The organism is Nocardioides sp. (assembly GCF_050699375.1).
In the GTDB taxonomy this organism is placed as follows: Bacteria; Actinomycetota; Actinomycetes; order Propionibacteriales; family Nocardioidaceae; genus Nocardioides.
The window spans coordinates 1-8,250 of record NZ_JBOHDN010000042.1; the positions used below are offsets into that span (position 1 = coordinate 1).

The window sequence follows — 8,250 nt, forward strand, 5'->3', positions numbered from 1 at the left end:
CTCATCGAGTCGGCGCGTCAGAACGAGCCGACTCGGCCTTATTGTCAACGGCATGAGCCTTCGAGACCTGCTGCGGCTGCCGGCCGGGCCGGTGGACCTGACGGCGTATGACACCAACTCCGCTCCCGGCGTCGGTGCCGACAAGGAGACCGGCAAGCAGGTGCTCGCCGAGCTCGGTCCGACCCTGATCGAGCTGCAGACCAAGCTGTTCGCCTCCAAGGAGAGCGACATCCCCAAGCGGGTTCTGCTGGTCCTGCAGGGGATGGACACCTCCGGCAAGGGTGGGGTGCTCAAGCACACCGTCGGGCTGGTTGACCCGGTGGGCGTGAGGATCACCAGCTTCAAGGCGCCCACCGAGGAGGAGCGCGGCCACGACTTCCTGTGGCGGATCGAGAAGGCGCTGCCAGAGCCCGGCTATCTGGGGGTCTTCGACCGCTCCCACTACGAGGACGTGCTGATCGGCCGCGTCCGCGAGCTCGCCACACCCGCGGAGATCGAACGGCGCTACGACGCGATCAACGACTTCGAGAGACGGCTGGTCGAGGACGGCACCGTCATCCTCAAGTGCATGCTGCACATCTCCGCGAAGGAGCAGAAGAAGCGGCTGCTCGCCCGCCTCGAGGACCCGACGAAGCACTGGAAGTACAACCCGGGCGACGTCGACGAGCGCCAGCTCTGGGACAGCTACCAGGAGGCGTACGAGATTGCTCTGGAGCGCACGAGCACCGAGTACGCTCCGTGGTACCTCGTGCCGAGCGACAAGAAGTGGTATCGCAACCTGGCCATCGGCGAGCTGCTCCTGGAGACCCTGGACCAGCTCGACCTCGACTGGCCCGCGCCCAGCTTCGACATCGCCGAGGAGAAGAAGCGACTGGAAGAGGACACCATCTCGTGAGTGAGCGCCAGCGAGCGAGCCATGGAGGCATCACGTGGCCGCGTCCGTATTCTGGCGCTTGCGCTACGGAGGTGGCCGCGTGAGTGAGCGCCAGCGAGCGAGCCATGGAGGCGTGAGTCTGGAGACGGTGCGGGTGACTCGATACGTCACGCCACTGCGGGAAGGCGGCAGCCTGCCCGGGATCGTGGAGGCCGAGGATCTCGGCACGTACGTCTGCAAGTTCCGTGGCGCCGGGCAGGGGCTGCGGGTGCTGGTCGCGGAGGTGATCGTCACCGGCCTGTGCCGGGCGCTGGACATCCCCACGCCGGCGCAGGTCGTGCTGGACCTCGATCCCGAGATCGCCCGCTACGAGGCTGATGAGGAGGTCCAGGATCTGCTCAACGCGAGCCCGGGGCTCAACCTCGGCATCGATTTCCTGGCCGGGGCCTTCGGCTACGACGCCGCCTATGCGCCCGACCCGTCGCTGGCCGGGCGGATCCTGTGGCTCGACGCCCTGATCGCCAACGTCGACCGCTCCTGGCGCAACCCGAACATGCTGCTGTGGAATGGTGCGCTCTACGTCATCGACCACGGTGCCTCGCTCTACTTTCACCATGTCTGGCCCGGCGGCGGGGGAGACCCGGCGCGCTACGCCGCGCAGCCCTATGACACCTCCGAGCACGTCCTGCGGACCTACGCCGCCGAGGCGCTCGCCCAGGCCGACGAGCTCGTCGCTCGGCTCGATGGGGCAGCGCTGGAGAAGGTGCTCGCCGACGTACCCGACGAGTGGCTCGAGACCGTTCCCGGCTACGACACCCCCGACGCGCTGCGCGAGCGCTATGTGACCTTCCTGCGCGCCCGCCTCGACGGTGGGCGCCTCTGGCTGCCGGCGGCCGAGCCTGCCGAGGAGGCGTGATGGACGCTTATCAGTACGTCGTGCTCCGCTGTGTTCCGCGGCCCGAGCGTGAGGAGTTCCTCAACGTCGGTGTCGTCCTCTACTGCCCCGAGCAGAGGTTCCTCGCCGCCAGGTGGGCGCTGGACGAGCAGCGCCTGACCGCCTTCGCCCCGGCGCTCGACCAGTCCCTCGTGCGGGCCGCGCTGGAGTCGGTGGATCTGATCTGCTCCGGCGATGCCCACTCCGGGTTCGGCGCGGGCACGCGCGCGACCGCGTACGGCATCCGGGCGCTCTCCGACAACGAGTCTGCCCGCTTCGGCCTCCTCAAGGCCCCCAAGTCCACGGTCCTCCAGCCCGGCCCGGTCCACGGTGGAATGACCACCGACGCCGCCGCCGAGCTCGACCGCGTCTTCACCCACCAAGCGAGCTGACTGCCGCCGAGGCGTCACAAATGCAGGCCGAAGCGTCGGTTCTGCAGGCCGAGACGTCAGCTCTGCAGGCCGAAGCGTCAGCTCTGCAGGCCGAAGCGTCAGTTCTGCAGGCCGAGACGTCACCGAAGTGACGTCTCGGCCTGCATTTGTGACGCCTCGGCCTGCAGAAGTGACTTCTCGGCTGGAGGTGGGTCAGACGGGGACGAGCTCTACGGCGCCGACGGCGTAGCGGGCGAGGATGGTGCGGGCGACCTCCGGGTGGGCACCCATGGGGTCGGAGACGGAGACGGCGCCGGCCTCGAGGGCGAGCTCCTTGGCGCGCTCGGGCAGCTGCCCGGGGGCCAGGAAGAGCATGCCGACGGCGATGTGGCGGCGACCCTCGGCGCGGAAGGCGCGGACGGCCTCGCCGGTGGCCGGAGGAGCAGCCGAGGCGTACGCAGCAACGACCGGCAGCTTGTGGTGGGCACCCCAGATCCGGGCCAGGCGGGCCACAGACTGGTTCGCAAGCGAGTCCGAGGAGCCGGCGGCGGCCAGGACGAGCGCGTCGAGCTCGCGTACTCGCGCTGCCTTCAAGGACGCCCGCAGCCGCTCGTCGAGCACCTGTAGGAAGACGCTCTCCAGGCCGAGGATCTCGCTGGTGTGGATACGCAGGCCGGAGTGGCGCGCGGTGGCCTCGGCGATGACCGAGGGCACGTCGACGCGGGCGTGGAACGCCTCGGTCAACAGGAGTGGGACCACGACGATCTCGTCGTGTCCGGCCTTGACCAGCTTGTCGATGACGGTCTGGAAACGCGGCCGGGAGTGGTCGAGGAAAGCGGACTCGATACGCAGGTCGGGGCGCAGGGCGCGTACCTCGGCGACCAGGGCGTTGATGGTCGCGGCCGACTGCGGATCGCGGCTGCCGTGAGCCAGAGCTACCAGTGCAGGAGCTGCCATTGTCATCATCCTTCGGGTGTTGCAGGGCTGTGTTTCGTGCGCCCTTCGGGCGGGTGGAAGTCTGTGTTGCCTTGCGCCCATCGGCGCGCGTTTGTTCGGCGCTGGAGCGTCAGGCGTGGATGCCGCACTCGGTCTTGCCGGTGCCGGCCCATCGCCCGCTGCGCGGGTCCTCGCCGGGGGCAACCCGGCGGGTGCACGGCGCGCAGCCGATCGAGGGATAGCCGTCATAGACGAGCGGGTTCACGAGCACTCCGTTGTCCTCGATGTACCGCTCGACCTGCTCGTCGGACCATCGCGCCATGGGCGAGACCTTGACCTTCTGGCGCTTCGCGTCCCAGCCGATCACCGGAGCGATCACCCGGTTCTTCGTCTCGGCCCGACGCAGGCCGGTGGCCCAGGCGTCGTACGAGGCCAGCGAGTCGGCCAGCGGCTTGACCTTGCGCAGTGCGCAGCACAGGTCGGGGTCGGTCCGGTAGAGGTCCTTGCCGTACTCCGCGTCCTGCTCGGCCACGCTCTGGACCGGGGTGATCGTGAGGAGGTTGACCGGCATGGTCGCCTCGACGGCGTCGCGGGTGCCGATCGTCTCGATGAAGTGGTAGCCGGTGTCGAGGAAGACCACGTCGATCCCGGGCACCACCTTCGATGCGAGGTGCGCGAGGACCGCGTCACCCATCGAGGAGGTGATGGCGAACCGCTCGCCGAACGTGGCGGCGGCCCACTCGATGATCGTCTCCGCCGGGGCGAGCTCGAGCTCGGCTCCCCAGTGCGAGACGATCTCGCGCAGCTCCTCGGGCGCACGGCCCTCGGTGTCCACCCCGCGGTTGGCGCGGGCGGCTGCTGTGCTGACGCTCATTCGCGTGCCTCCTTCGTGCCGTCATTGATGACTTGAGTCCGAGAGAGCTGGCCCAGCGACTTCAGCTGAAAGGCGCGCAGGCAGGCTCGGCACTCCCAGGACCCGTGCGTGGCCTCGTGCGGCCATAGGTCGGTCTCCCCGCAGAACGGGCAGTGGAACGGGGTTCCGGCGCGCTCACTCATGCCGACACCTCGTCCAACGTCTTCTCGCCGCGGAGCAGGACCTCGTCGGCGCGGGCGGTCCAGGCGGCGAAGGCCTCGCCCTCCTCGCGGTCGGCCAGGTAGTTGACCACCAGCGCGGAGACGTAGTCGTCGAGCCCGGCCGAGGTGACCTTGTGAGCCCGAAGCTTGCGCCCGAAGTTGGCGGTCAGCCCGGTCGCACCGCCGAGGTGCACCTGGAAACCCTCGACCTGGTTGCCGTCGTCGTCGAGGACGAGCTGACCCTTGAGCCCGATGTCGGCGACCTGCGTACGTGCGCAGGCGTTGGGGCAGCCGTTGACGTTGACGGTGATCGAGGCGTCGAGCTCGGGGAACCGCGACTCGAGCGAGGCGATCAGGTCGCGGGCCCGGTCCTTGGTGTCCACGATCGCGAGCTTGCAGAACTCGATCCCGGTGCAGGCCATCGTGTTCTGGCGCCAGTTGGAGGGCCGGGCCGAGAAGCCGATGGCGTCCAGCTCGGTGACCAGGTCCTCGACGACCTCAGGCGAGACCCCGATGAGCACGATCTTCTGGTACGGAGTCAGTCGAGCGCCCTCGACGGCGTACTTCTCCATGACCTCGGCGAGCCGGACCAGCAGGGTGCCGGAGACACGGCCGGCGACAGGGGCGACGCCGACGTACTTCTTGCCGTCCTTCTGGTCGTGTACGCCGACGTGGTCGCGGTGACCCAGGGGCGACTCGGGCGAGGGGTTGGTGACGAGCGGACGCTCGAGGTACTCGTTCTCCAGCACCTCGCGGAACTTCTCCTTGCCCCAGTCGGCGACCAGGAACTTCAGCCGCGCCCGCGAGCGCAGCCGGCGGTAGCCGTAGTCACGGAAGATCCCCGCGACACCGGCCCACACGTCCGCGACCTCGTCGATCGGCACCCATACGCCGAGCTTCTCGGCCAGGCGCGGGTTGGTGGAGAGGCCGCCGCCGACCCAGACGTCGAAGCCGGGCCCGTGCTCGGGGTGGACGGCGCCGACGAACGCGACGTCGTTGATCTCGGGCGCGACGTCGTGGGACGGGTGCCCGGTCAGCGCGGTCTTGAACTTGCGGGGGAAGTTCGAGAAGGCCGGGTCGCCCAGGTAGCGCGACTCGATCTCCCGCAGCGCCGAGGTGCCGTCGATGATCTCGTCGGCGGCCACGCCGGCGACCGGCGAGCCCAGGAACGGACGCGGCGAGTCACCGCACGCCTCGGTCGAGTGCAGCCCGACCTCCTCCAGCCGCGACCAGATCTCCGGGACGTTCTCGACGTCGATCCAGTGGTACTGGATGTTCTGCCGGTCGGTCAGGTCGGCCGAGTCCCGGGCGAAGTCCACGCTGATCTGGCCCAGCGTGCGCACACCGGCAGGGGAGATGAGCTTGCCGTCGGAGCGGACGCGCATCATGAAGTAGCGGTCGTCCAGCTCCTCCTCGTCGAGGATCGCGGTCTTGCCGCCGTCGATGCCGGGCTTGCGCTGGGTGTAGAGGCCGAACCAGCGGAAGCGACCACGCAGGTCGGCCGGGTCGATCGAGTCGAACCCGCGCTTGGAGTAGGTGTAGAGGATCCGGTCGCGAACGTTGAGCGGGTCGTCGTTCTTCTTCGACTCCTCGTTCTTGTTCAGCGGCTCGGTGTAGCCGAGAGCCCACTGACCCTCGCCCTTCTTGGGTCGCGGGATCTCGGTCCTGGTGGCGCGCTTGGCCTGAAACCGGTTGTCGCTCATGTCAGAGAAACCTTTGCGTCGGTCGTGGACGCACGGCGGAGCAGGGACATGCTCGCGGCGGGCGCCCGGGATGTCTGTCGGGCGGCGGGCCAGCGGCTCGGCGCGTCAAATTGCGGAGCGCTGGTCGTCAGTGGCGCCAACAGATCGCGCTGCGCATGCGGCAAAAGTCCACGTGGCGTCGAACCACGAGGTGCGCATGTGTTGCAGCAGTGACCATGTCAAGGAGTCTCAGGGAGCGGACGGCGATCACGCAATCTGGAATCCCGAGATATGAGACGCCGGTCCGTTATGTGGGACAGTCACGCTCGGCCATGCGGGCGATGTGGCCGAGGTCACCATGTCGTCACGATCCCTTAACCCCGCCGAGTGCCCGAGTGTTCCCGCGGGCAGTGGTAGGGACGTACGCAACTCACCGGTGGACCACGATGCTGCTCTCGCCCGCGCGGCTGACTACGCTGTCACCCATGAGCGATCTGTCTTCCCTGACGAGTTCTGCCTACAACCAAGCTCTCGAGGTCATCGCCTCCGTGGAGCCCCGCATAGCCGAGGCGACCAAGCAGGAGCTCGCTGACCAGCGCGCCAGCCTCAAGCTGATCGCGAGCGAGAACTACGCGAGCCCCGCCACGCTGATGACGATGGGCACCTGGTTCTCCGACAAGTACGCAGAAGGCACCGTCGGTCACCGCTTCTATGCCGGCTGTCAGAACGTCGACACGGTCGAGCAGATCGCCGCGGAGCACGCGAAGGAGCTCTTCGGCGCCGAGTACGCCTACGTGCAGCCCCACTCCGGCATCGACGCCAACCTGACGGCGTACTGGGCCATCCTCGCTCACCGCGTGGAGGGCCCGTGGTTGGAGAAGATGGCCGTCAAGAACATGAACGAGCTCTCCGAGGCCGACTGGGAGAAGCTGCGCAACGAGCTCGGCAACCAGCGCCTGCTCGGCATGAGCCTCGATGCCGGTGGCCACCTCACCCACGGCTTCCGCCCGAACATCTCGGGCAAGATGTTCCACCAGAACCAGTACGGAACCGACCCCGAGACCGGGCTGCTCGACTACGACGCGCTGCGCGCCAAGGCCAAGGAGTTCCAGCCGCTGGTGATCGTGGCCGGCTACTCGGCCTACCCGCGTCGGGTGAACTTCGCCAAGATGCGTGAGATCGCCGACGAGGTCGGCGCGACCCTGATGGTCGACATGGCGCACTTCGCCGGCCTGGTCGCGGGCAAGGTCTTCACCGGCGAGGAGAACCCGGTTCCCTACGCCCACGTGGTCACCTCGACCTCCCACAAGTCCCTGCGCGGCCCGCGCGGTGGCTTCATCCTGGCCACCGAGGAGTACGCCCCGAGCGTCGACCGCGGCTGCCCGATGGTCCTCGGCGGTCCGTTGAGCCACGTGATGGCCGCCAAGGCGGTCTCCTTCGCCGAGGCGAAGCAGGAGAGCTTCCAGACCTACGCCCAGGAGGTCGCCGACAACGCCAAGAGCCTCGCCGAGGGCTTCCTCAAGCGCGGCGCCAGGCTAGTCACCGGCGGCACCGACAACCACCTCGTCCTCCTCGACGTGACCAGCTTCGGCATCACCGGCCGCCAGGCCGAGTCGGCCCTGCTCGACTCCGGCGTGGTCACCAACCGCAACTCGATCCCGTCCGACCCGAACGGCGCCTGGTACACCTCCGGCATCCGCCTCGGCACCCCGGCCCTGACCACCCGCGGCTTCGGCGCCGACGAGTTCGACCGCGTCGCCGAGCTCATCGTCGACGTCCTCTCCAAGACGACCGCGGGGACCACCAAGGCCGGGGGCCCGTCGAAGGCGTCGTACGCCATCGCCGACGGTGTCGCCGACAACACCAAGACCGCCGCGGCGGAGCTGCTCGCGAAGTTCCCGCTGTACCCCGGTCTCGACCTGGCGTGAGCGGGCGATCATGAGCGAGGGACAGCGACGGAGGCGGCATGAGTGAAGGTCAGCGGGCGACAGCCGCGGTCCGCGTCGCCACCGAAGACGAGTGGGAGGCCCTGCGTGAGGTCCGGCTCGCCGCCCTGAAGGACACCCCCGAGGCGTTCTGGTCCTCCTACGAGGAGGTCGCGACCTGGCCCGAGGACCGCTGGCGCCTGTGGGCCGCCTCGGGCGCCGCGGTCATCGCCTGGGTCGGCGACAAGCCGGCCGGGCTCGCCGCGGGGATCATCCACGAGGACGAGCACCACATGATCTCGATGTGGCTGGCTCCCGAGGCGCGTGGCCACGGCCTCGCCGAGGCGCTGGTCCACGGCGTCTCCGACTGGGCCCGCCGTGACAGCGCCACCATCTTGACCCTCTGGGTGGTCGACGGCAACAACGCCGGCCGCCGCCTCTACGAGCGCCTCGG

The 8,250-nt window shown here is 68.8% G+C and carries 8 protein-coding genes; 5 read left to right on the plus strand and 3 right to left on the minus strand.

Features of this window, described 5'->3' with window-relative positions; all coding sequences use genetic code 11:
* Window positions 1-52 precede the first annotated feature (52 nt).
* From ACRDPS_RS02370 to ACRDPS_RS02380, 3 genes are all read left to right on the plus strand, one after another.
* Window positions 53-895, plus strand: a complete 843-nt coding sequence (locus ACRDPS_RS02370; RefSeq protein ID WP_431500014.1) for a PPK2 family polyphosphate kinase — start codon at window positions 53-55, stop codon at window positions 893-895.
* Window positions 896-974: 79 nt separating this feature from the next.
* The gene (locus tag ACRDPS_RS02375; protein ID WP_431500015.1) at window positions 975-1,790 is read left to right on the plus strand and encodes a HipA family kinase; all 816 of its coding nucleotides are present in this window, start codon (window positions 975-977) and stop codon (window positions 1,788-1,790) included.
* Entirely contained in the window at window positions 1,790-2,200 is a 411-nt protein-coding gene (locus tag ACRDPS_RS02380) for a DUF3037 domain-containing protein (RefSeq protein ID WP_431500016.1), read from the plus strand. The genes ACRDPS_RS02375 and ACRDPS_RS02380 overlap by 1 nt, the downstream gene beginning before the upstream one ends.
* Window positions 2,201-2,392: 192 nt before the next feature.
* Here ACRDPS_RS02380 and ACRDPS_RS02385 read toward each other — a convergent pair whose 3' ends face one another.
* From ACRDPS_RS02385 to ACRDPS_RS02395, 3 genes are all read right to left on the minus strand, one after another.
* On the minus strand, window positions 2,393-3,136 hold the full coding sequence (locus ACRDPS_RS02385) for a sirohydrochlorin chelatase (protein ID WP_431500017.1): 744 nt from the start codon (window positions 3,134-3,136) through the stop codon (window positions 2,393-2,395).
* A 109-nt stretch (window positions 3,137-3,245) separates the two neighbouring features.
* Window positions 3,246-3,989, minus strand: coding sequence for a phosphoadenylyl-sulfate reductase (locus ACRDPS_RS02390; RefSeq protein ID WP_431500018.1), 744 nt, complete (start codon window positions 3,987-3,989; stop codon window positions 3,246-3,248).
* Window positions 3,990-4,167: 178 nt separating this feature from the next.
* Window positions 4,168-5,892, minus strand: a complete 1,725-nt coding sequence (locus ACRDPS_RS02395) for a nitrite/sulfite reductase (protein WP_431500019.1) — start codon at window positions 5,890-5,892, stop codon at window positions 4,168-4,170.
* 464 nt (window positions 5,893-6,356) lie between these two features.
* Between ACRDPS_RS02395 and ACRDPS_RS02400 the strand changes: the two genes are divergently transcribed.
* Complete coding sequence (locus tag ACRDPS_RS02400; RefSeq protein WP_431500020.1) at window positions 6,357-7,799, plus strand: glycine hydroxymethyltransferase; 1,443 nt, start codon at window positions 6,357-6,359, stop codon at window positions 7,797-7,799.
* 38 nt (window positions 7,800-7,837) lie between these two features.
* Window positions 7,838-8,250: GNAT family N-acetyltransferase (locus ACRDPS_RS02405; protein ID WP_431500021.1), on the plus strand; the 413-nt coding region annotated here is incomplete at its 3' end.

Excerpts from the sequence above, each read along its gene's own strand:
- ACRDPS_RS02370 (WP_431500014.1), top strand. The coding sequence starts at position 53 with ATGAGCCTTCGAGACCTGCTGCGGCTGCCGGCCGGGCCGGTGGACCTG.
- ACRDPS_RS02380 (WP_431500016.1), top strand. The coding sequence starts at position 1,790 with ATGGACGCTTATCAGTACGTCGTGCTCCGCTGTGTTCCGCGGCCCGAG.
- ACRDPS_RS02385 (WP_431500017.1), bottom strand. The coding sequence starts at position 3,136 with ATGGCAGCTCCTGCACTGGTAGCTCTGGCTCACGGCAGCCGCGATCCG.
- ACRDPS_RS02390 (WP_431500018.1), bottom strand. The coding sequence starts at position 3,989 with ATGAGCGTCAGCACAGCAGCCGCCCGCGCCAACCGCGGGGTGGACACC.
- ACRDPS_RS02395 (WP_431500019.1), bottom strand. The coding sequence starts at position 5,892 with ATGAGCGACAACCGGTTTCAGGCCAAGCGCGCCACCAGGACCGAGATC.
- ACRDPS_RS02400 (WP_431500020.1), top strand. The coding sequence starts at position 6,357 with ATGAGCGATCTGTCTTCCCTGACGAGTTCTGCCTACAACCAAGCTCTC.